Genomic DNA, 20,813 nt, shown 5'->3' with positions numbered 1-20,813 from the left:
GCGCGCGAGGGCGTACGCGGAGGGGGGATAAAGCCCGTCCGGCGTTTGAGGACGAACTCGGCGGAGCCGGTGATGGTTGGTGCCGGACGAACGCGGGCCCGCAGTCACATCTCAGCCCGTCCGGCGCGCGAGGGCGTACGCGGCGGGGGGATAAAGCCCGTCCGGCGCTTGAGGACGAACTCGGCGAAGCCGGTGATGACCCCGCCCCGTCGCCGCGTCGCCCCGTCGCCCCCTCACCGACGAAGCGACCGCCCAAAGCCGGAGGCCAACGGCATCCGAAGCCCCAACGGCGGCGGAGCCGCCAACGCGTCCTCCAGGGGCCGGGCAAACCCCGCCCCGAACAACGTGCCCATCACGAAGTCCGAAGCCAGCGCGAGGACTTCGGCCTGATGCTGGTGCAACCGATGCCCGTCGGAGTGCACTTCGAACCGGCACACGTCCCGGTTCGCCTTCTTCGCCCGCTCGGCAAGCCGGAACGACAACTCGGGGTCGGTCCGCTCGTCGTTCGTGCCGTGCACGATCAGCACACGCCGCCCCGCGAGCTGCTTCACCGGCTCCGGCGGCGCGGCCACGTCGTCCTCGGGCAGCCAAGGCGCCACCGCAAGAACCGAGTTGACGGCATCGTGGCCTCCCGCGCGCAGTGCCGCCCGGCCGCCCATGTCCACTCCGGCCAGACACACGGGAACGTCGCCGTACAACCGTACGACCTCGTCCACCGCCCAGGACGTGTCGTGCGCGAGCCGCGCCTGCGCGCCGTTCCAGCCCCGGCAGCGGTAGTGCACGACATGCGTGGCGAGGCCCGCCCCGCGCCCGTCGTGGGCGAGTCTGCGGCCCAGCGCCCGCACCCCCGCGCCGGCCAGCGGCGAGGGCCTGCGGGTGGAGGTCTCGGCGCCGCCGGGCAGCAGCAGCACCGCCCCGCCCACCGCCGACGGCGCCGTCCCGATCACGCGCCCGAGCCTGGCCGCGCCCGCCGGCCCCGCGGTCCCTTCCTCTGCCATGACAGAACAGTGTCAGAAGCGATGGTGTACGCGACCCGTCCGCAGGGTCACTGTTACGTATCGACCAGTGAGTTCTACGCGCGTAGGCGCTAGAGTGCCGAAATGACGAGCCAGACACACACGACCGGTCACACGGACCGTGAAACGCCCAGTGCCGAACAGATCCGCCGCGCCCCCAAGGTGCTCCTGCACGACCACCTCGACGGCGGCCTGCGTCCCGGCACGATCGTCGACCTCGCCCGCGACTGCGGGTACGAGGGCCTGCCCGAGACCGACCCCGACAAGCTCGGGATCTGGTTCCGCGAGGCGGCCGACTCCGGCTCCCTCGAGCGCTACCTGGAGACCTTCGCCCACACCTGCGCGGTGATGCAGACGAAGGACGCCCTGCGCCGCGTCGCCGCCGAGTGCGCCGAGGACCTCGCCGAGGACGGCGTCGTCTACGCCGAGATCCGGTACGCCCCCGAGCAGCACCTGGAGAGCGGCCTCACCCTCGAAGAGGTCGTCGAGGCGGTCAACGAGGGCTTCCGCGAGGGCGAGCGCCGCGCCAAGGAGAACGGCCACCGCATCCGGGTGGGCGCGCTGCTCACCGCCATGCGGCACGCGGCCCGCGCCCTGGAGATCGCCGAACTCGCCAACCGCTACCGCGATCTGGGGGTCGTCGGCTTCGACATCGCGGGCGCCGAGGCGGGCTTCCCGCCCACCCGCCACCTCGACGCCTTCGAGTTCCTCAAGCGCGAGAACAACCACTTCACGATCCACGCGGGCGAGGCCTTCGGCCTGCCGTCGATCTGGCAGGCCCTGCAGTGGTGCGGCGCCGACCGGCTCGGCCACGGCGTGCGCATCATCGACGACATCGAGATCGCCGACGACGGCACCGTCCGCCTCGGCCGCCTCGCGTCGTACGTACGGGACAAGCGCATCCCGCTGGAGCTCTGCCCGACCTCCAACCTGCAGACCGGCGCCGCCACCTCCTACGCCGAGCACCCCATCGGGCTGCTGCGCAAGCTGCACTTCCGGGCGACGGTGAACACCGACAACCGGCTGATGTCGGGCACCAGCATGAGCCGCGAATTCGAGCACCTGGTCGGCACGTTCGGCTACTCGCTCGACGACATGCAGTGGTTCACGGTCAATGCGATGAAATCAGCATTCATTCCTTTCGATGAGCGTCTCGCCATGATCAACGACGTGATCAAGCCGGGCTACGCCGAGCTGAAGTCCGAGTGGCTGTTCCGCCAGACCGTGTCCACCAGCGGTTCTGTCGCGAGCTGACGCACGGCGTCCGGCTGCGTGTGACGCGGCGGCGGCCGGGAGCATCCGCTCCCGGCCGCTTTGATTTTCCCGCCGCCCGTGATCGGGGCTCCCGACGGTCGTTGAACCGCGAGAACCCCCCGTCGTAAGCACAGTCGCACAGACACAAGGACGCATTGAAGATGAAGCAGTCTGCCGCCAAGACCCTCGGTGTCGCCGCGCTCGGCGCCGCCTTCGCCGCCGCCGGTGCCGGTGCCGCGAACGCAGCCCCCGCCGGTGTCCCCAACCCCGCGGCCGCCCTGGGCCCGGTCTCCTCGGTGGTGCCCGTCGGCGGCCTGACCGGTGCCACCGAGTCGCTGAGCGCCGGACAGAGCGCCCTCGACAGCGGCGTGAAGGCCGCGGCGCCGACCGTCGCCCAGGCCGCCCCCCAGCTCCTCGGCGACAAGACGTCCCGCGCGGCCGCCGCCAAGCCGAAGCCCAAGAAGCCCGCCTCCCCGGTCGCGGGTCTGCTCGGCGGCCTGCCCCTCGGCGGCACCGGCGTGAACGGCCTGCCGCTCGGCTGACCCGGCGCAGCGCGTACGCCGGTGGGGCGCCCCTCGTGTCGAGGGGCGCCCCATCGTGTTGCGCGGTCGGGCCCGCCGGGTCGTGCCCGCCGGGCCGCGGTCACCAGGCCTGGCGGACCTTGTCCTCGTCGGGCAGCAGGATCCACAGCGCGATGTAGAGCAGGAACTGCGGTCCCGGCAGCAGGCAGGAGACCACGAAGATCACCCGCATCGTCGCCGCGGAGGTGCCGAAGCGCCGGGCCAGGGCTGCGCACACTCCGCCGATCATCCGGCCGTGGTTGGGGCGGGCAAGGGCGGTCATGTCGGGCTCCTTCGCGAACGTGGATGCTGCTTGCGGTCGAGTACCGAGGCCTCGTTCTCCTTGTGCCCCGATACCTCGACGCTACGTTCACGAAGCGGGTCAAAGCATCGCTCTACGGTGCGATGCCGACCCTGGGAATCGTCGGGGTCGGCCCCTGAGGGGTGTCCTCCCGCAGGAGGGGCACGCGGTCCTCCCCGCCCTGCCCGCGCCGGAGCCGGGCCCGCGCCGCGGGCACCACCGCGAGGTGAGCGACGGCCACCCCGAGGGTGTTGAGCAGCAGCGAGTCGATGTCGACGACCTGACCGGGCACCCCGGTCTGCCACAGCTCGATGCCGAGCGAGAGCAGGGCGCCCGCGGCGACCGTACGGACCAGTGACCCCCACGGCGAGACCGCGACCCGGCCGCCGGCCAGCGGCAGCAGCACCCCCAGCGGGGCCAGGAGCAGCACGCTCTCACCGATCCGGCGGGCCGCCTGGAGGCCGCCCAGCGCCAGATCCGCCTTGATCCCGGCGAGTGGCTGCAGATTCGCGGCGCTCACCCAGGGCACGTCCAGGGGACGCAGCGTGATCCATCCGACGAGCAGGAGGTGTGCGGCGAGGAGGAATCCCCCCGCCGCACGGAAGCGGATGGCGGCAATGCGGCCGCCCGAGCCTTGACGCACGCCCCCCAAGACGTCAGGGGCGGCAGGATCGGTTCCGCGAGCCCCGCCCGAGCAGAAGGGAAGGCCCTACTCGACGCTCTTCATGGGCGGTGCCACCGTCCCGGGACGGGCGCGGACCTCGGGGGTGCACTCATAGCGCCGCAGTGGGCTGTTGCCCGGACCGCCCATGACCACCGCGCCGTCGTCCGCCGTGGCGTTGTCGGCGAGCGTGCACACGATCTGGGCGAGCGCGAACGCGGACAGACCCTCCGGCGGCGTACTCATCCGCAGCGCGTCGGCCGGGTCGCCCTTGCGCGGCCCGGAGACGGTGGTGCCGCCGCGCACGTCCGTGGCGAAGCCCGCCTCCTTCTCGGCGCCCGACGGGGGATCGTCCAGCTCGTCGAGGAGCGCCTGGGCGATGCGCACCCGGTCGGTGGTGGCCTTGTCGTCACGGATCTCCAGGTTCCGGTCGACCGTCACCAGCTGCGACGCGCAGACCAGGAACACCTCCACCGGCACCCCGCCGCCCGTCCGCGAGGCCATGCTGGCGCCGGACAGCACGCACGGCACCCGGGACGGCGCCGCGCCGTAGTCGGTCGGCACCTCCGTCGACCTGATGCCGCACCCGGCGAGCAGGGCGGCGAGCCCCGCGGCGGCGGCCACGGCACGCATCCGTCGCCCGTTCATGCCTCGTCCCCCTCGGCGCGGTCGTCCTCGGTGTCGTCCACGCCCTCGCCGTCGCGCGGCAGCCACAGCGTGAAGACCGCGCCGCCGTCCGGGGAGTTGGCGGCGGTGATCTCGCCGCCGTGGATGTGCGCGTTCTCCAGGGCGATGGAGAGGCCGAGGCCGCTGCCCTCGGACCGCGGGCGGGACGCGCTCGCCTTGTAGAAGCGGTCGAAGACGTGCGGCAGGACCTCCTCGGGGATGCCGGGGCCGTGGTCGCGTACGGCGATCACGAGCTTGGCGTCCTCCAGGCGGACCGAGACCCCCACGGGGGAACCGCCGTGCTTGAGGGCGTTGCCGATGAGGTTGGCCAGGATCACGTCGAGGCGGCGCGGGTCGAGCCGGACCGTGATGCCGCGCTCGGCGTCCAGGTCGACCGCGTCCAGCCAGGCGCGCGCGTCGATGCACGCGGTGATCTGGTCGGCGATGTCGACGTCGTCGAGGACCAGGCGCGCGGTGCCCGCGTCGAAGCGGGTGACCTCCATGAGGTTCTCCACCAGGTCGTTCAGGCGGCGGGTCTCGCTCACCACGAGCCGTACCGCGGGCTCGATCATCGGGTCCACCGAACCGGTCTCCGCGTCGAGCTCCTCCTCCAGGACCTCCGTCACGGCCGTGATCGCGGTCAGCGGGGTGCGCAGCTCGTGCGACATGTCGGCGACGAAGCGCCGGGACGCCTCCTCGCGGGCGCTCATGTCCGCGACCTTCTTCTCCAGATTCTCCGCGGTCCTGTTGAACGTCCGGGAAAGATCGGCGAGTTCATCGGTGCCGGACACCCGAAGCCGGGTGTCGAGCTTGCCCTCGCCGAGCCGCCGCGCGGCAACTCCCAGGCGGTGCACGGGTTTCAGCACCGTCGTCGCCGCGGCCTGCGCGAGCAGCGCGGAGCCGATCAGCGCGAGCCCCGTCGCGATGGCGAGGGACCAGCCCAGCGAACTGAGGTCCTTCGCCTCCGGCTCCAGGGACTTGAGCATGTAGCCGGTCGGGCCGCCGCCGATCACGGTGGCGCCGCCCACCAGGTACGGGGTGCCGTGATCGGCGATCCGCTGCCAGTACAGGTGGTACGGGCTCTTGTTGCCCGAGGTGAGCGGCTGCTTCTCGCTCACCGCCTTCTGCAGCGAGCCCGGCACCTTGGCGAGCGTGAAGGCGTCCAGGTCGCTGTAGCCGACGATCTGGCCGCCGTTCTTCTTCTCGGCGACCAGCAGCACGCTGTAGCGCTGGCTGCTGGTCGCCATCTGCTCGGCCGCGGACTGCAGATCCTCCTGCGAGGGGTCGGCGGGCAGTGCTCCCGCGCGGTTCTGCATCTGCTGCCGGAAGTCCTTGAGCGCCGCGTCCTGCGCGCGGGTCAGCACGGCCTCGCGGTTCAGCCAGTACGCGATGCCGGAGGCGGAGACGGCGGCGGTGAGCGCCACCAGGCCGAACACCACGACGAGCCGCAGTCGCAGACTGGTGAAGCGGAGTCCGGCCAGCATCGCTCTGCGCGCCGCGGGCAAGGCGCGGAGCTTGTCCTGCGGTTTGGTCACTGAGGCGTGTCCAGCCGGTATCCGACGCCGCGCACCGTACGGATCAGGGTCGGCGACGAAGGCACGTCCTCGACCTTGGCGCGCAGCCGCTGCACACACGCGTCGACGAGCCGCGAGTCACCGAGGTAGTCGTGCTCCCACACCAGGCGCAGCAACTGCTGCCGCGACAGGGCCTGGCCGGGCCTGCGGCTCAGCTCCAGGAGCAGCCGCAACTCGGTCGGGGTGAGCTGCAGGTCCTCGCCGTTCTTCGTCACGGTCATCGCGGCGCGGTCGATGACGAGCGAACCGAACGTCGCCGCGTCGTTGGCCTCGCGCTCACCGCGCCGCAGCACGGCCCGGATCCGGGCGTCGAGGACCCGCCCCTGCACGGGTTTGACCACGTAGTCGTCGGCGCCGGACTCCAGGCCCACGACCACGTCGATGTCGTCGTTGCGCGCGGTCAGCAGGATGATCGGCAGTTGGTCGGTGCGCCGGATGCGACGGCACACCTCGAACCCGTCGATGCCCGGCAGCATCACATCCAGCACGATCAGGTCCGGCCGCTGCTCACCGAGCAGTTTCAGGCCGTCCTCGCCGGTGGCAGCAGTGGCCACCCGGTGCCCCTGGCGCGTGAGCGAAAGCTCCAGGGCCGTCCGGATGGCGTCGTCGTCCTCGATCAGCAACAGGGAAGGCACGGACGTCATTCTGTCCCATGCCACGGCCCCAGTTCGACTGCCTGCCCCTCCCCGTGCCCCTAAAGGGCAGGTAGGTGCCCGCACTCACACGTGACCTTCACAGGTGGAAGGCGCCCCAACCCCTGTTGCAGGCCTGTGACAGTCGGCGGACACCGTCATGAAGTGGGCCGGGCAGAGTTCAGGTCACGAGCAAGAAGCACGGAAGCAAGACGGAACAGGACCGGACTCCACCGACGGGGGGCGCAAGATGAATACGCTGCACAGCACCAGCTCACGCGCAGTTGTCACGCGTCTCCACGACGTCGGCCGGGGCTCTGAGAAGTCCGGTGCCGTGAGCGGGCGGGGGTGCGCTCGCGGCGCCGGGCGTCAGCACACCGGGTTCATGACGGTGGTTGACAAGGCTCACGGGGGAGCGTCGTACGGGGAGGGCTCGGGGGAGCGGACGTCCCTGTCGGAGGCGGAGTTCACCGCCTACGTCCAGGAGCGCCGCGCCTCCCTGTACGCAACCGCCTACCACCTGACCGGTGACCGCTTCGAGGCCGAGGACCTGCTGCAGAGCGCCCTCTTCTCGACGTACCGGGCCTGGGACAGGATCAGCGACAAGGCCGCGGTCGGGGGCTACCTCCGCCGCACCATGACCAATCTGCACATCAGCGCGTGGCGCCGCCGCAAGCTGAACGAGTACCCGACCGAGGAGCTGCCGGAGACGGTGGGCGACATGGACGCGATGCGCGGCACCGAGCTGCGCGCCGTGCTGTGGCAGGCCCTGGCCCGGCTGCCCGAACTCCAGCGCACGATGCTGGTCCTCCGTTACTACGAGGGCCGCACCGACCCGGAGATCGCGGACATCCTCGACATCAGCGTGGGCACGGTGAAGTCCAGCATCTGGCGGTCGCTCCGCCGGCTGCGCGAGGACGAGGTCCTCAGCTTCGGCCGTGACCAGGAGGAATCCTTCGGCGAGTTGGTCGCCTGAGGATCGGGGGAACACGGGGGCGCCGCTCCGGGGGGATGCGGCGGGCACGGGGGAAAGCACGGGGGGCACCAAGTGGCGGGACCGGAAGGCCGGGGGGTCTTTCCGGTCCTTCTGCTTTTCCGCCGCGCGGTGCTTCACCGCCGCGTGCTCCCGGCTTCGGTCACGCGCGCTCGACGCCTCGGTCACGCGCGCTCGGCGCTTCGGCCACGCGCTCTCGGCGTTTTGGTCACGCGCCCCGGGCGGCTTCCGCTACGCGCGCCAGGCGGCTTCCGTTACGCGGCCTCGGCGCGGGCCTTCACGCAGCGGCCCGCCGCCGCGGCGGCCACCCGCCCCAGCGCCTCCTCCTTGCCGCAGGCGTGCGCGCCCAGCGCCGTCTGCCGGGCCACGATGGCGCGTTCGGCCCGCATGAGGCGCCAGCCGCGCCGCAGCAGGAACGGCACCGACTTGCGGCCCTCCCGCAGGTCCCGCAGCAGCCGCCGCCGGAACGTGGTCGACGGCCGGCCGCGCAGGCAGAGCGCGTCGGCGAGCACGCCGAGCTCCCGGCACCGCCGCACGATGTCCGCCGCGAAGATGCCCTCCGCGATGAAGAGCGGGGTGCGCTCGATGTCCAGGGTCTCCTGGCCGACGCGGGCGCTGGTGGCGATGTCGTACACGGGGACGTCCGTGCGTCCCGTACGGCAGAGCTCCTCGATCGCGGCGACCGCCACGTCCGCGTCCCAGGAGTCGGCGGAGTCCCAGTCGATGTCCGAACTGCCGGGAACCTGCGGGAGGGTGGGGTCGCCGGCCTCCTTGTAGAAGTCGTCCAGGCACAGGACGGGCAGCCCGGAGCGGGCGGCGAAGGAGGACTTGCCCGAGCCGGAGGGGCCCGCGAGCAGCACGACGCGGGTCGGTATCGGGGAGTGGGAGCTCAATTCCGGGCCTTTTCACCAGGGGTGGACCGCATCTCCCGACACGGCTCGTCAGCGTGGACGGGAGTCATTATCAACCGAGCCGCCCGGGGAGCCCAGCCCGGCGTCCCGACGTGATGACCCGTCAGCTCCGGGCCTGGCGAGTCGGCCTTTGGTCCCCGCCTCACCACTCAACTACGCTACGTGCTCGCTCGGTCACCCACTACGCACGGATATGGGCGGTACCCATGGCACGACACACAGCAACCCCGTCATCCCGGCCCGCGGCGCGCGCACTGCTGCGCGCCGGTCTCACCGTCACCGCCGCGGGCGCCGCCCTCGGCGTGGGCGGGGTGGGTGCGGCCGCGGCGGTGGAGCCGGCCCCCGCCGCGCCGCTGGAGGCCATCGACCCCGGGACGCCGGTGCAGGCCCTCACGACGGCCCTGCACCACTCCACGGCGGGCGGCGTCGGCGCGGTCAAGAAGCTCCAGCTCGACCCGCTGGCGAACACCACCGCCGACCCGCTCGACAACACGCTCGGCACCCAGGTCGCGGACTTCAAGCCGGTCAGTACGGCGTTCGCCACCGGCCCGCTCACCGAGGGCGGTTCCCTCACCGACCTGCCCGCGGTGGGCGGGGTGACCAAGATGCTGCCGGGCTAGGTCGGGTCCGCTACGTCGGGCGTGCTCGCCGTGCTCGCCGCGTCCGCGCGGGAGCGCAGCGGCACCTCGCGGATCAGCCAGGCGGCCGCGAACGTGGCGGCGCACAGGACGGCCGTGCCGGCCATGACGCCGTGCAGCCCGCCGGCGACCCCCGACCGGAAGGCGTCGCGGACCGGCTCGGGGAGGCCGCGCAGGAGCGCGGGGGTCAGCTGGTGGCCGCCCGTGAGGCGCTCGCCGTCCGGGCCGAGCCGGTCCGTGACGGTGGCGGTGACGCGGCCGGTGTAGACGGAGCCGAGCACCGCGACGCCGAGCGAGCCGCCGATGGTGCGCAGGAGCGTGTTGGTGCCGCTCGCCGCGCCCATGTCGCGGAGCTCCGCGCTGTTCATGGTGATCAGCAGCGACGGCTGCAGCAGGCAGCCGAGCCCCGCGCCGAGCACGAACGTCAGCGTCGACGCGACCGCCGTCGCGGTGTCCACGCCGACCGTCAGGAGGGCAAGCGCGCCCGCCGTGGCGACGACGCTGCCCACGATCGGGTACACCCGGTACCCGCCGCCGCCCGCGACCGCCCGGCCGATGGACAGCTGCGCGCCCATCATGCCGAGCATCAGCGGGAGCAGCAGCAGACCGCTCTCCGTGGACGACATGCCGCGGACGAACTGCATGTACTGCGGCAGATAGCTCGCCGCCCCCAGCATCGCCGCGCCCGCGAGGAAGGTGAGGACCTGGGCGAGGGTGAAGTTGCGGTCGCCGAACAGGCGGGGCGGGATGACCGGTTCGGGGGCGCGCCGCTCCACGCGGACGAAGGCGGCGAACGCGGCGGCCGCGAGGAGCGCGAGCCCGCCGGTCTGCGGGGAGAGCCAGGCGTACGTCGTGCCGGCCCAGGTGCCGAGCAGGGTCAGGGCCAGGATGCCGGCCGTGAGGAGGGCGGCGCCCGCGTAGTCGACGCGGGCCCTGCTGCGCTCGGTGCGCAGGCGGACGAGGAGGCCGACGAGCAGGAGCGCGACGGCGCCGACGGGGACGTTGACGTAGAAGACCCAGCGCCAGTCCAGCTGGTCGGTGAGGAAGCCGCCCAGGAGCGGGCCGCCGATCATCGCGACGGGCAGCAGCACGCCGATCATCGACTGCGAGCGTCCGGCCTGCGCGGGCGGCAGCAGCGTCCCGATGAGGGACATCGCCCCCACGAAGAGGCCGCCCGCGCCCAGCCCCTGCAGGGCGCGGAAGGCGATCAGCTGGGGCATGTCCTGGGCGAGCCCGCAGAGCACGGAACCGGCCAGGAAGACGGTGATGGAGGCCTGGTAGCCGCCCTTGCGGCCGTACAGGTCGCCCAGCTTGCCCCAGAGCGGGGTGGAGACGGCGGCGGTGAGCAGATAGGCCGTCACCACCCAGGAGAAGTGGTCGAGGCCGCCGAGGTCGCCGACGATCGTCGGGAGCGCGGTGCCGACGATCGTGCCGTCCAGCGTCGCGAGGACGATGCCGAGGAGCAGTCCGAGAAGGGCGAGCCGGGAGGGTGGTTCCGGGGCCTCCACCGGTGCCGGGGCCGGCTCCGGGAGGGTGGGTGCGGTGGTTTCCGAGCGCTGACTCATGGCGGCCTCGCGGGTGGGTGGCGTGGGGTCAGGCGGCGTACGGACGGGCTGCCCTGGCCTCGCGCAGCGCCAGCGCCCACCAGGCGAGCTGGTCGAGCATGGTCTTGACCGCGGCGTCGCTGGCCGGCTCCTTCATGTGGCCTTCCTCGTCGAAGAGGGTCCAGGCGTGGTGCAGGCTGACGGTGTTGCGGATCGTCGTCGCGTTCAGCTCGGCCATGACGACGCGGAGGTGTTCGACCGCGCGCAGGCCGCCGCTGATGGAGCCGTAGGACACGAAGCCGATCGGCTTGGCGTGCCACTGCTCGTTGTGCCAGTCGATGGCGTTCTTCAGGGACGCCGGGTAGCTGTGGTTGTACTCCGGCGTGATGAAGACGAAGGCGTCGGCCGCGGCCAGGGCGGGGGTGACCCGCGCGAGGGCGTCGGTGGCGTCCGCCGCGAGCGGCTGTCCGAACGCGGGCAGGACCGTGGGCAGCGGGGTCTCGGCGAGGTCGACGACGTCGACGCGCATGTCGTCGCGCTGGTCGAGGTGGCCCTTGAGCCACCGGGTGACGACGGGCGCGAAGCGGCCCTCGCGGGTGCTGCCGACGAGGACGGCGACGCGGAGCTGCTGCGGCTGACTGTTCATGGGTTCCCCCCTGGGATGGTCCGGCGCACGTGTGTACGGCGTATCGGATGCGTACAACGTACACGCCGACGTGTACGGCGTCTACTGGGGATACGATGTACACGTAACGTCGGTCGAGAGGAGCCCCCGTGGCAGCCCGGAAGAAGAACCAAGGCGCCGAACCGTCGGTGCTGTGGGAACGGATGGAGCGCCCGGCCACCGCCCCGCGCGCCTCGCTGACGCCCCACAAGATCGCGGAGGTCGCCGTGCGGGTCGCCGACGCCGAGGGCTTCGCCGCCGTCACCATGCGCCGCCTCGCCACCGAACTGGGCGTCGCCCCCATGGCCGCGTACCGCCACGTCTCGGGCAAGGACGACCTGTGGGCGCTCATGGTCGACCGGGTCACGGCCGAGATCGCCGTCCCGGAGGAGCTGACCGGCTGGCGCGAGGTGCTGCGCGCGTACGCCGTCGCCAGCCGCGAACTGATGCTGGCGCACCCCTGGCTCGCCCAGCTCCCCACGCCGCACTTCGCCCTGACGCCGAACCGGATGGCCGTGGCCGAGCGGCAGTTGGCGGCGCTGGAGCGGCACGACCTCGACGCCGACACGATCATGACGGCCTTCCGCACCGTCGGCGCCTACGTGCACGGCGTCGGCCAGTCCGAGGTGGCGCTGCGCCAGTACATGGCGGACCAGGGCTGGACCAGCGGCGACGACACGCGCCGCGGGCTCGCGCCGCAGATGATGTACCTGATGGGTACCGGCCGTTACCCGGCCTACCAGCGCTACGCCCTCCAGGCGAGCCGCAAGGACGACGCCGCCTGGCAGTTCGAGACGGGGCTCGACTGCGTCCTGGACGGCATCGCGGTCCGGCTCGGCCTCACGCCCTGAGAGCCCGTACGGGAACGTGACGAAGCCCCGGCCCTTCCTGGACGGAGGAGGGCCGGGGCTTCGCCGTGCGGAGGCCGCTCAGTAGGCGGAGCCCGACGCCCCCAGCGAACCCGTGGGGTGCCAGACCGTCTTCGTCTCCAGGAAGGCCGTGAGGCGGTGCGTGCCGGGGTCGGCCGCGAAGTCCACAGGCTGTGGACGCAGGACGCGCTTGAGGTTGTCCGCGGCCGCGACCTCCAGATCGCGGGCCAGCTCCGTACCCGCTCCCGTGAGGTCGATCGCGTTGACGTCCTGGTGGGCGGCGAGCGGGGCCGCGATCTCGGCGGTCTTGCCGGTCAGGACGTTGACCACGCCGCCCGGCACGTCGGAGGTCGCGAGGACCTCGCCCAGCGAGAGCGCGGGCAGCGGCGACGCCTGGGAGGCGATCACGACGGCCGTGTTGCCCGTCGCGATCACCGGGGCGAGCACCGAGACCAGGCCGAGGAGCGAGGACTCCTGGGGCGCGACGACGGCGACCACGCCCGTCGGCTCCGGCGTCGACAGGTTGAAGAACGGGCCCGCGACCGGGTTGGCGCCGCCCGCGATCTGGGCGATCTTGTCGGTCCAGCCCGCGTACCAGACCCAGCGGTCGATCGCCGCGTCGACCTGGACGGCGGCCTTGGCCTTGGAGATGCCCTCCGCGTCCGCCACCTCCCGTACGAACTGGTCCTTGCGGCCCTCCAGCATCTCCGCGACGCGGTAGAGCACCTGGCCCCGGTTGTACGCGGTCGCGCCCGACCAGCCGCCGAACGCCTTGCGCGCGGCCAAGACCGCGTCACGGGCGTCCTTGCGGGAGGCCAGCGGCGCGTTGGCCAGCCACGTGCCCTTCGAGTTCGTCACTTCGTACACCCGGCCGCTCTCGCTGCGGGGGAACTTGCCCCCCACGTACAGCTTGTAGGTCTTGAAGACGCCAAGTCGTGCGTCAGACATCGAGGTACGCCTCCAGACCGTGACGGCCGCCCTCGCGGCCGAAGCCCGACTCCTTGTAGCCGCCGAACGGCGAGGTCGGGTCGAACTTGTTGAACGTGTTGGCCCAGACGACGCCCGCGCGGAGCTTGTTCGCGACCGCGAGGATGCGCGAGCCCTTCTCCGTCCAGATGCCGGCGGAGAGCCCGTACTGGGTGTTGTTGGCCTTGGCGACCGCCTCGTCCGGCGTACGGAACGACAGGACCGAGAGGACCGGGCCGAAGATCTCGTCGCGGGCGACGGTGTGCGCCTGGGTGACATTGGTGAAGAGCGTCGGCGCGAACCAGTAGCCGGACGTGGGCAGTTCGCAGGAGGGCGACCAGCGCTCGGCGCCCTCCGCCTCACCGGTGTCGGCGAGGGCGGTGATCCGGGCCAGCTGCTCGGCGGAGTTGATGGCGCCGATGTCGGTGTTCTTGTCCAGCGGGTCGCCCAGACGCAGCGTGGAGAGCCGCCGCTTCAGGCTGTCGAGCAGCTCCTCCTGGATCGACTCCTGCACGAGCAGGCGCGAACCGGCGCAGCAGACCTGGCCCTGGTTGAAGAAGATGCCGGTGACGATGCCCTCGACCGCCTGCTCGATGGGAGCGTCGTCGAAGACGATGTTCGCGCCCTTGCCGCCCAGTTCGAGCGTGACCTTCTTGTCGGTGCCCGCGACCTGGCGGGCGATCTGCTTGCCGACGGCGGTGGAGCCGGTGAAGGCCACCTTGTTCACGTCGGGGTGCGCGGTGAGCGCCGCGCCCGCGTCGCCGTACCCGGGAAGGATGTTGACGACGCCCTTGGGCAGGCCCGCCTGGCGGCAGATGTCCGCGAAGAAGAGCGCGGAGAGCGGGGTGGTCTCCGCCGGCTTCAGGACGACCGTGTTGCCGGTCGCGAGCGCCGGGGCGATCTTCCACGCGAGCATCAGGAGCGGGAAGTTCCACGGGATGACCTGGCCGGCGACGCCCAGGGGGCGCGGGTTCGCGCCGTACCCCGCGTGGTCGAGCTTGTCGGCCCAGCCCGCGTAGTAGAAGAAGTGCGCGGCGACGAGGGGGAGGTCGGCGTCCCGCGTCTCCTTGATGGGCTTTCCGTTGTCGAGGGTCTCCAGGACGGCCAGTTCGCGGCTGCGCTCCTGGATGATCCGCGCGATGCGGAAGAGGTACTTGGCGCGCTCGGCGCCCGGCAGCGCGGACCACTTCTCGAAGGCCGCGCGCGCGGCGCGCACCGCGCGGTCGACGTCTTCGGAGGAGGCCTGCGCGACCTCCGAGAGGACCTCTTCGGTCGAGGGCGAGACGGTCTTGAAGACCTTGCCGTCGGCCGCCTCCACGAACTCGCCGTCGATGAACAGGCCGTACGACGGCGCGATGTCCACGACGGAGCGGGACTCCGGTGCGGGTGCGTACTCAAAAGGCGAGGAAGTCATGGGTTCAGTCCACCGTGACGTAGTCGGGGCCGGAGTAGCGCCCTGTGGCCAGCTTCTGGCGCTGCATCAGCAGATCGTTGAGGAGCGAGGAGGCGCCGAAACGGAACCAGTGGTTGTCGAGCCAGTCGGGGCCCGCCGTCTCGTTCACCAGGACGAGGAACTTCACCGCGTCCTTGGTGGAGCGGATGCCGCCGGCGGGCTTCACGCCGATCTGCACCCCGGTCTGCGCGCGGAAGTCGCGGACGGCCTCCAGCATGAGCAGCGTGTTGGCCGGGGTGGCGTTGACGCCGACCTTGCCGGTCGAGGTCTTGATGAAGTCGGCGCCCGCGATCATGCCGATCCAGCTGGCGCGCTTGATGTTGTCGTACGTGGAGAGCTCACCGGTCTCGAAGATGACCTTCAGGCGGGCGGTGCCGCAGGCCTCCTTCACGGCGCGGATCTGCTCGAACACCGTCATGTAGGCGCCGGAGAGGAAGGCCCCGCGGTCGATGACCATGTCGATCTCGTCGGCGCCCGCGGCGACCGCCTCGCGCACGTCGCCGAGCTTCACGTCGATGGCGGCGCGGCCCGCGGGGAAGGCGGTCGCGACGGACGCGACCAGCACGCCGCTGCCCGCGACGGCCTCCTTGGCGGTGGCGACCATGTCCGGATAGACACAGACGGCGGCGGTGCGCGGGGTGCCGCGGTCGGTCGGATCCGGGTTCACGGCCTTGGCGCCGAGCGCCCGGACCTTGCCCGGGGTGTCGGCGCCTTCCAGCGTCGTCAGGTCGATCATCGAGATGGCCAGGTCGATGGCGTACGCCTTCGCCGTGGTCTTGATCGAACGGGTACCGAGCGAGGCGGCACGCGCCTCCAGGCCGACCGTGTCGACGCCGGGCAGCCCGTGGAGGAAGCGGCGGAGCGTGCTCTCGGACGCGGTCACGTCAGCGAATGCAGTGGGCATGGTCACGAGGGGAGCATATCTACGCGCGTAGCTGCTGTACAGGGGCTGGCCCCTGGGCCTTGGGGGGTTTCGGGGTGGGGCGGCGTGTTGGGGTGCTGTCGTGCGGGGCTGGGTGCGCGGTTCCTCGCGCCCCTGGTGGGTTGCTGCCCCCGTCGTAGGGGGGCGGGGGCAGGGGGTCTGGGGGTGTTCCGGGGTGGGGCTGGGTGTTGGGGTGCTGTCGTGCGGGGTGGGGTGCGCAGTTCCCCGCGCCCCTGGTGGGTTGCTGCTCCCGTCGTAGGGGGCGGGGTGTCCGGGGAGGGGCGGCGCGTTGGGGTGCTGTCGTGCGGGGCTGGGTGCGCGGTTCCTCGCGCCCCTGGGGTGTTGCTGCCCCCGTCATAGGGGGCGGTTCCTTGCGGCTCTGGGGTGTTGCTGGAGGGGTTTCAGGGTGACCCGGGAGGGGGCTCGTGGGGCGTCAGGCAGAATCAGGGTATGAGTGACCCCCAGAACCCCGTCGCGGAGCCCGCGTACAAGGACCGCACCTTCCGGTCCCCCGCCGGCATCGCCGGTGGCGTCCTGCTGCTCGGCCTCGGCGCCTGGCTCGGCATCGACGCGGTCATCCGGGGCGAGGGCCGCACCCCGTGGCTCGCCCTCGCCGGGCTGCTCTTCGCGGTGCCGCTCGTCGTCGCGTACACCGTGCGGCCCGTCGTGTACGCCAACGACGACCGCCTCCGGATCCGCAACCCGTTCCGGACGATCACGCTGCCCTGGGGGTCCGTCGCGACGCTCCGCTCCGGGTACTCCAACGAGGTGCTCACCAACGCCGGCGCCAAGTTCCAGCTCTGGGCCATCCCCGTCTCCCTGCGCGGCCGCAAGAAGGCGTCGCGCCGGCAGGCGCAGGCCGCCGCGTCCGGCGATCCGACGAGTGGCGGCCGCCCCTTCCTCGACCCCACCACGACGTCCACGCGCGCCGCGGGCGACCAGGCCATGGACGAGCTGCGCGGCCTCGCCGAACAGCGCGCCGCGGAGGAGTCCGCGCAGGGCGATCCCGTGGTGCGCTGGGCGTACGAGATCGTCGTGCCGTGTGGCGTGGGTGCGGTGTTGCTCGCGGTGCTGCTTGTTGTGACCTGAGGGGCGGGTTCGGCTGTACGGGGTGGGAGCCTCGGGTTCGCGCCCGGGGTCGTATTTGGGTTCCGCTTTGGTTACGGCGGGCCGTGCCAGCCCAGGAGCATGTGGCCGCCGAACACGGACGAGCCGAAGGCCGCCGCCGTCAGGACCGTCACCGTCACCCGCGTCCTCGCCCGCGCGAGCGCCACGGCGAGCGGCAGCAGCAGCGGGAAGCCGGGCAGCAGGAAACGCGCCCGCGGGAAGTAGACCCCGCTGCTGCCCAGGACGATCAGCACCAGCAGGCCGCTGAAGACGAGCAGCGGCAGGGGCTGGCGGTCACCTACGGAGAGCACGTAGAGGACCACCGCGCCGAGCAGCGTCGCGGTCACCATCGCGAGGAACAGCGGCGGACGTTCCGTCATGAACAGGTCGCGCATGCGGCGCAGCGTCTCCACGCCGCCGTCCCACTCGTTGCGCCACAGCTTCTGTACGGCGAAGTAGCCGTCCCAGCGGCCCAGGCGCAGGCCCACCCACCCCACGTACGCGAGCCAGCCGAGGGGGGCGAGGAGGGCGCCCAGGAGGGGGCGCGGGGGGAGGCGGGGGGCCCCGTCCTTGAGGCCGGCGAATTGGGCCTTGCTGGGGAGGCCGGCTGCGTGGGTCTTGAGGGTGAGCAGGGCCGTCACCGAGACCGCTGCCGCGAGGGCTACGCCGGTGGGGCGGGTGAGGCCCGCCAGGGAGGCGAGGGAGCCCGCCCAGAGCCAGCGGCCGGTGAGCACGGCGTACAGGGACCACGCGGTGAGCGCCGTGAACAGCGACTCCGTGTAGCCCATCCACTGGACGAGGGCGACCGGCAGGCTGCCCCACAGGCACGCGAGGACGACCCCCGCGCGGCGCCCGTACAGCCGGTCGCCCACCGCGAAGATGCCCCATGCCGCGAGGAACGAGCAGACCAGCGTGATGCCCAGGCCCGCCGCGCCGCGCGGCAGCCAGGGGAGCAGGGTGTCGGCCGCCCGGACGAGCGCCGGGTACAGCGGGAAGAACGCCAGGTTGTTCGCGTCGATCTGGGTGCCGAGGGTGTGCGTGTACCCGTGGTCGGCGATCCGCAGGTACCAGTCGCAGTCCCAGGACCGCATCAGCAGGTGCCGGACGCTGCGGTGCGTGCGGTGCGCCCACTCCGTGAGGACCAGCAGGCCCAGGGTGCGGACGGCCGCGTACGCGAGGAGGGCGGGGGCGGCGTGGCGCAGGGCCCGGATCACGCGTTCGCCGAGGCCTCGCAGGTTCCGGAGGCCTCGGGGCGGGCGCGGGGTCCTGTCGGGGGTCCTGGACGCGGGTACGCGGGAGGGCGCGGCGGCGGTCGAGGGCTCGGAGATTCCGTACGGCACTGCGGCAGCTCCCGGAACGTGGTCGTGCGCTACCGGTCCTCCCTTCCTGGGGGACCGGCAGCGCACCGGGCCGCTGCGGCATGTGCGGGAGCGGAACCACTCTTACGGGTGGCGGGGGCGCCTCGGGGTGGCCCCGCGCGGGGGCGGGCTGCCTTGTGCGGGGCCCCGCCGGGGGGGTGCTGATTTATGTGGGCCCGCGCGGGGGTGGGGCTGCTTTCTGTGGGCCCGCGCGGGGTGGGGTTGCTTTGTGTAGCTCCCGCGCGGGCCGGGTGGTGCGGGTTGTTCAGATGCCCGCTGCCGCCGACAGGTCCCGCTTGATCGTCGCCAGCGTCTCGGTCGCCTTCGTACGGGCCGTCGGCAGGTCCGCCCTGGACGACACCGGGACCACCACCTCCAGGTAGCACTTGAGCTTCGGCTCCGTGCCGCTCGGGCGGACGATCACCCGGGCGCCGTCGAGCGTGTAGCGCAGGCCGTCCGTGGGCGGCAGGGACTCCGTGCCCTGCGTCAGGTCCTCCGCCTTGGTCACCGGCAGGCCCGCGAGCTCCGTCGGCGGCTGCTCGCGCAGGCGGCGCATCGCGTCCGCGATCAGGGACAGGTCCTCCACGCGGACCGACAGCTGGTCGGTGGCGTGCAGGCCGTGCTCCAGGGCGAGGTCGTCGAGGAGGCCCAGGAAGGTGCGGCCCTGCTCCTTCAGCTCGGACGCGAGTTCGGTCAGCAGGAGGGCGGCGGTGATGCCGTCCTTGTCGCGCACGCCCTCGGGGTCCACGCAGTAACCGAGCGCCTCCTCGTAGCCGTACCGCAGGCCGTCCACGCGGGCGATCCACTTGAAACCGGTCAGCGTCTCCTCGTACGGGAGGCCCGCCTTCTCGGCGATCCGGCCCAGGAGGGACGACGAGACGATCGACTCGGCGAAGGTGCCGCGGGCGCCGCGGGCGACCAGGTGTGCGGCGAGCAGAGCGCCGACCTCGTCGCCCCGGAGCATCCGCCAGTCCGTGCCGTTCGTGCCGTCGCCGCCGTCCGTGCCGTTCGTGCCGTCCTTGACCGCGGCGGCGCAGCGGTCCGCGTCCGGGTCGTTGGCGATGATCAGGTCGGGGGTGGGGGTGGTACGGGCCGCCGTCGCGAAGGCCAGGTCCATCGCGCCCGGCTCCTCCGGGTTCGGGAACGCGACCGTCGGGAAGTCCGGGTCCGGCTCGGCCTGCTCGGCGACGAGGGTGGGCGCGGGGAAGCCGGCGCGGTCGAAGGCGGCCAGGAGGGTGTCCTTGCCGACGCCGTGCATGGCCGTGTAGACGACGCGGGCGGTGCGGGGGGAGCCGGGGGCCAGGACGGCGTCCGTACGGGCCAGGTAGGCCGCCAGGACGTCGTCGCCGAGGGTTTCCCAGCCGGACTCGGGGCGGGGCACGTCGTCGAGGCTGCGGATCGCGTCGATCTCGGCGGCGATCTCCGCGTCGGCGGGCGGGACGATCTGGGAACCGTCGCCGAGGTAGACCTTGTAGCCGTTGTCGCGCGGGGGGTTGTGGCTGGCGGTGACCTCCACGCCGGCGACCGCGCCGAGGTGCCTTATGGCGAAGGCGAGGACGGGGGTGGGGAGGGGGCGCGGGAGGACGGCGGCGCGCAGGCCGGCGCCGGTCATGACGGCGGCGGTGTCGCGGGCGAAGTCGGCGGACTTGTGGCGGGCGTCGTAGCCGATGACGACGGGGCCGTCGGTCTGGCCCTTGGCCTTCAGGTACGCGGCGAGGCCGGCGGCGGCGCGGATGACCACGGCGCGGTTCATGCGCATGGGGCCGGCGCCGAGTTCGCCGCGGAGGCCGGCGGTGCCGAACTGGAGGGTGCCGGCGAAACGTGCGGTCAGCTCGGCGGTGTCCTCGGCGTCGATGAGCTTGGCGAGCTCTTCGCGGGTGTCGGGGTCCGGGTCCTCGGCGAGCCAGGTCTGGGCGCGCGCGATGAGTTCGGAGGTGTCCTGAGCGTTCTGCACGGTTTCTTCAGCCTCTCGTGGGCGGATGGGGTGGGGTGGGGGGGGTGGGGATTCGTGGGTGGGTGGGTGGGTGGGTGGGTGCGTGCGGGGTCGTGGGGGCGGGCGTGTGCGCGTTCGGTCCGTCTGTGGGTGCGGGGCCGCGGGGGTATGTACGTACTCGCTATCCACTGTTCGCCACGCCTCGTTCATGGCGGGGCTACAGCGTGCTCGGTGCTCCGTGCGCACATACCCCCACGTCCCCTCCCGTCTCGTACGCGGGTGCGGCCCGGTCCGTTATTCGCGGGGACGTACGGGTGGTCCGGCGGCCGAGAGCCCGATGGGGTTTGCAGCGCCCACACCGCCCCACTCCTTGTCCCGCACCAAGCCCCGACGCAAACGCCCAGAGCGTCCGGGTACGGTCCAGGCCCGCCGTACGACACGAGGCAAAGCGCCACCTTGCGTCGGGCACGTGCGCGACACGAGGCAAACCCCACCCCCCACCCCCTCCGCCCGAGGTGCCGGGCGCTCGGTCCCACCCGCCCTTACCCCGCCATGCGTCGCGGGGTGAACGGGTGGGTGGGAGGCATCCGCCGCGGAGCGGCGGGCCTGTTCGTGCGGGGAGGGGCGGCGCGGGGCCACGAATCGGTCCGTGCCCGGAGGGGCGGCGCGGGGCCACGAACCCTTCCGTACCCGGAGGGGCGGCGCGGGGCCACGAACCGTTCCGTACCCGGAGGGGCAGCTCGGGGCCACCGACGGTTCCGTGCCCCGAGCGGTGGCGCAGGGCCACCGA

Annotated in this window: 20 protein-coding genes; 6 read left to right on the top strand and 14 right to left on the bottom strand. The window is 72.4% G+C overall.

The annotated features are described in order from the left end of the window. Positions 1 to 233 precede the first annotated feature (233 nt). Positions 234 to 998 carry an alpha/beta hydrolase gene (locus ACZ6CV_RS07410; protein ID WP_362363848.1) on the bottom strand — a complete coding sequence of 255 codons (765 nt, stop codon included), beginning with the start codon at positions 996 to 998 and terminating at the stop codon, positions 234 to 236. A gap of 102 nt (positions 999 to 1,100) precedes the next feature. On the opposite strand from ACZ6CV_RS07410, the gene ACZ6CV_RS07405 reads away from it, so the two are divergent. Both ACZ6CV_RS07405 and ACZ6CV_RS07400 read left to right on the top strand, forming a co-directional pair. Continuing rightward, positions 1,101 to 2,270, top strand: a complete 1,170-nt coding sequence (locus ACZ6CV_RS07405) for an adenosine deaminase (protein WP_469249985.1) — start codon at positions 1,101 to 1,103, stop codon at positions 2,268 to 2,270. A gap of 161 nt (positions 2,271 to 2,431) precedes the next feature. Then, the gene (locus ACZ6CV_RS07400; RefSeq protein ID WP_469249984.1) at positions 2,432 to 2,812 is read left to right on the top strand and encodes an ATP-binding protein; all 381 of its coding nucleotides are present in this window, start codon (positions 2,432 to 2,434) and stop codon (positions 2,810 to 2,812) included. 100 nt (positions 2,813 to 2,912) lie between these two features. Here the strand turns inward: ACZ6CV_RS07400 and ACZ6CV_RS07395 are convergent, their stop codons facing one another. The 5 genes from ACZ6CV_RS07395 to afsQ1 all read right to left on the bottom strand — a co-directional run bounded on the left by ACZ6CV_RS07395 (position 2,913) and on the right by afsQ1 (position 6,667). Then, positions 2,913 to 3,113 carry a PspC domain-containing protein gene (locus tag ACZ6CV_RS07395; protein WP_469249983.1) on the bottom strand — a complete coding sequence of 67 codons (201 nt, stop codon included), beginning with the start codon at positions 3,111 to 3,113 and terminating at the stop codon, positions 2,913 to 2,915. Positions 3,114 to 3,225: 112 nt separating this feature from the next. Beyond that, positions 3,226 to 3,774, bottom strand: a complete 549-nt coding sequence (locus tag ACZ6CV_RS07390) for a VanZ family protein (RefSeq protein WP_469249982.1) — start codon at positions 3,772 to 3,774, stop codon at positions 3,226 to 3,228. Positions 3,775 to 3,840: 66 nt separating this feature from the next. Then, complete coding sequence (locus tag ACZ6CV_RS07385; RefSeq protein WP_469249981.1) at positions 3,841 to 4,440, bottom strand: hypothetical protein; 600 nt, start codon at positions 4,438 to 4,440, stop codon at positions 3,841 to 3,843. Next, positions 4,437 to 5,993, bottom strand: coding sequence for an ATP-binding protein (locus ACZ6CV_RS07380; RefSeq protein ID WP_469249980.1), 1,557 nt, complete (start codon positions 5,991 to 5,993; stop codon positions 4,437 to 4,439). Before ACZ6CV_RS07380 ends, ACZ6CV_RS07385 begins: the two co-directional genes overlap by 4 nt. After that, a complete protein-coding gene (gene afsQ1 / locus ACZ6CV_RS07375) occupies positions 5,990 to 6,667 on the bottom strand; it encodes a two-component system response regulator AfsQ1 (RefSeq protein ID WP_033264947.1) in 678 nt (225 codons plus the stop codon). Before afsQ1 ends, ACZ6CV_RS07380 begins: the two co-directional genes overlap by 4 nt. 247 nt (positions 6,668 to 6,914) lie before the next feature. Here afsQ1 and ACZ6CV_RS07370 point away from each other — a divergent pair, with 247 nt between their 5' ends. Further along, entirely contained in the window at positions 6,915 to 7,640 is a 726-nt protein-coding gene (locus ACZ6CV_RS07370; protein ID WP_469249979.1) for a SigE family RNA polymerase sigma factor, read from the top strand. A 272-nt stretch (positions 7,641 to 7,912) separates the two neighbouring features. Here the strand turns inward: ACZ6CV_RS07370 and ACZ6CV_RS07365 are convergent, their stop codons facing one another. After that, entirely contained in the window at positions 7,913 to 8,551 is a 639-nt protein-coding gene (locus ACZ6CV_RS07365; protein ID WP_362363866.1) for a uridine kinase family protein, read from the bottom strand. 224 nt (positions 8,552 to 8,775) lie between these two features. Here ACZ6CV_RS07365 and ACZ6CV_RS07360 point away from each other — a divergent pair, with 224 nt between their 5' ends. Then, positions 8,776 to 9,189, top strand: coding sequence for a hypothetical protein (locus tag ACZ6CV_RS07360; protein WP_469249978.1), 414 nt, complete (start codon positions 8,776 to 8,778; stop codon positions 9,187 to 9,189). Here ACZ6CV_RS07360 and ACZ6CV_RS07355 read toward each other — a convergent pair. Next, positions 9,186 to 10,772 carry an MDR family MFS transporter gene (locus tag ACZ6CV_RS07355; protein ID WP_469249977.1) on the bottom strand — a complete coding sequence of 529 codons (1,587 nt, stop codon included), beginning with the start codon at positions 10,770 to 10,772 and terminating at the stop codon, positions 9,186 to 9,188. The two genes, ACZ6CV_RS07360 and ACZ6CV_RS07355, sit on opposite strands and share 4 nt — an antisense overlap. Before the next feature lie 28 nt (positions 10,773 to 10,800). Further along, entirely contained in the window at positions 10,801 to 11,397 is a 597-nt protein-coding gene (locus ACZ6CV_RS07350; RefSeq protein ID WP_469249976.1) for an NADPH-dependent FMN reductase, read from the bottom strand. A gap of 128 nt (positions 11,398 to 11,525) precedes the next feature. Here ACZ6CV_RS07350 and ACZ6CV_RS07345 point away from each other — a divergent pair, with 128 nt between their 5' ends. Continuing rightward, positions 11,526 to 12,266: a TetR/AcrR family transcriptional regulator gene (locus ACZ6CV_RS07345; RefSeq protein ID WP_469249975.1), complete on the top strand. Its 741-nt coding sequence runs from the start codon at positions 11,526 to 11,528 to the stop codon at positions 12,264 to 12,266. A gap of 78 nt (positions 12,267 to 12,344) precedes the next feature. Here ACZ6CV_RS07345 and ACZ6CV_RS07340 read toward each other — a convergent pair whose 3' ends face one another. From ACZ6CV_RS07340 to deoC, 3 genes are read right to left on the bottom strand one after another with little or no spacing between them, the layout of a single operon-like run. Beyond that, positions 12,345 to 13,232 (bottom strand): aldehyde dehydrogenase family protein, encoded by an 888-nt coding sequence (locus ACZ6CV_RS07340; protein WP_469249974.1) that lies wholly within the window; start codon positions 13,230 to 13,232, stop codon positions 12,345 to 12,347. Further along, positions 13,225 to 14,664: an aldehyde dehydrogenase family protein gene (locus tag ACZ6CV_RS07335; protein WP_469249973.1), complete on the bottom strand. Its 1,440-nt coding sequence runs from the start codon at positions 14,662 to 14,664 to the stop codon at positions 13,225 to 13,227. The genes ACZ6CV_RS07340 and ACZ6CV_RS07335 overlap by 8 nt, the downstream gene beginning before the upstream one ends. A 4-nt stretch (positions 14,665 to 14,668) precedes the next feature. Further along, positions 14,669 to 15,607 carry a deoxyribose-phosphate aldolase gene (gene deoC, locus ACZ6CV_RS07330; RefSeq protein WP_469250300.1) on the bottom strand — a complete coding sequence of 313 codons (939 nt, stop codon included), beginning with the start codon at positions 15,605 to 15,607 and terminating at the stop codon, positions 14,669 to 14,671. Between the two features lie 468 nt (positions 15,608 to 16,075). Here deoC and ACZ6CV_RS07325 point away from each other — a divergent pair, with 468 nt between their 5' ends. Further along, positions 16,076 to 16,714, top strand: a complete 639-nt coding sequence (locus ACZ6CV_RS07325) for a PH domain-containing protein (protein ID WP_469249972.1) — start codon at positions 16,076 to 16,078, stop codon at positions 16,712 to 16,714. A gap of 71 nt (positions 16,715 to 16,785) precedes the next feature. On the opposite strand, the gene ACZ6CV_RS07320 is transcribed toward ACZ6CV_RS07325, so the two are convergent. After that, on the bottom strand, positions 16,786 to 17,946 hold the full coding sequence (locus ACZ6CV_RS07320; RefSeq protein WP_469249971.1) for a hypothetical protein: 1,161 nt from the start codon (positions 17,944 to 17,946) through the stop codon (positions 16,786 to 16,788). Between the two features lie 409 nt (positions 17,947 to 18,355). Then, positions 18,356 to 20,044: a phospho-sugar mutase gene (locus ACZ6CV_RS07315; protein ID WP_469249970.1), complete on the bottom strand. Its 1,689-nt coding sequence runs from the start codon at positions 20,042 to 20,044 to the stop codon at positions 18,356 to 18,358. Between the last annotated feature and the right edge of the window lie 769 nt (positions 20,045 to 20,813).

The sequence above is a fragment of the Streptomyces sp. NPDC041713 genome (assembly GCF_055591085.1).
This window is presented reverse-complemented; position numbering and strand designations above follow the sequence as displayed.